The organism is bacterium, from assembly GCA_024226335.1.
In the GTDB taxonomy this organism is placed as follows: domain Bacteria; phylum Myxococcota_A; class UBA9160; order SZUA-336; family SZUA-336; genus JAAELY01.
The window spans coordinates 1-911 of sequence record JAAELY010000136.1 but is presented as its reverse complement, the minus strand read 5'-3'; the positions used below and the strand labels follow the sequence as shown (position 1 = coordinate 911).

1 protein-coding gene is annotated in these 911 nt (G+C 61.6%); it reads right to left on the bottom strand.

Annotated elements, in window-relative coordinates; translation table 11 throughout:
- Positions 1–392: 392 nt before the first annotated feature.
- Entirely contained in the window at positions 393–794 is a 402-nt protein-coding gene (locus GY725_06140; protein ID MCP4003758.1) for a HEPN domain-containing protein, read from the bottom strand.
- Positions 795–911 lie beyond the last annotated feature (117 nt).

Below are 911 nucleotides of genomic sequence, written 5' to 3'. Positions count from 1 at the left end.
TGTCCACCGAAAAATCGCCGGCCAGAGCGCTCAGGCGGCGAAAAACCCGTTTGCACATTTGTGCACGGAGAGTTTTCAACTGGAAATCGGGCGTGCACAAACGTGTCGAGACGTCTGCCGAAGCACAATCCGGCGTGCACGAACGTGCACGCCCTCGGGACGCTCGGCAATCCTCCGTGCACATCTGTGGACGCACTTGCGCCAACCGGACCACGGCCATGCACGGACGTGTACGCCCCCGGGACGGTCGTCCATCCTTCGTGCACGAACGTGCACGGATCGGAGACGGTCGTCCATCCGGCTGGCACGAACGTGCACGGCTATCGGACAGTTGTCCGATGCAGGATGGCGTCCGGGTGAGCGCGATCCGAGAAGGCGACGCGGGTCATTCTCTACTCATCGGTCTGAGCCAGGAAACCGGTTGCCTCTTTGAGCAGTTTGGCGAGTTCCTCAACCTCCCGCTGAAGGCGCCTGGTCTCCGGAGGTTCGAACAACCGGCCCTCCGTTGAAGGATAACGGTACCGAGTGGCGGCTGGGGAGAACTTGTTGAGCGGCAGGATCTTCTCGATCCAGGGATGTTCCGCGGGAAGGGCTTGAGCCATCTGCGCCAGGTTATGCCCTGTCCCGTACTTCACGCCCGCGTCGGTCAGAATCGCTCGCGCGATCTTTTCGGCACACTGCTGAGTGAGATAGGCAGCCTGGCGAGGGTACGACCGGGCAAGTTTCCTGGCCGCCTGAAGCTCTTCTTCAGCCAGTCGCAGAAAGGCGTCGATCCTTTTACGCTGGACGCTCATAAACTCTGCGGGCGGCGCCCCAAGTGTCCTGCCAGGAATTGGAGGAGTCCGCCAGTACCTCCTGGAAATCGGACCAGCGGCAAGGGATGACGTCGCAGCCGATGGGCAGATCCAGCA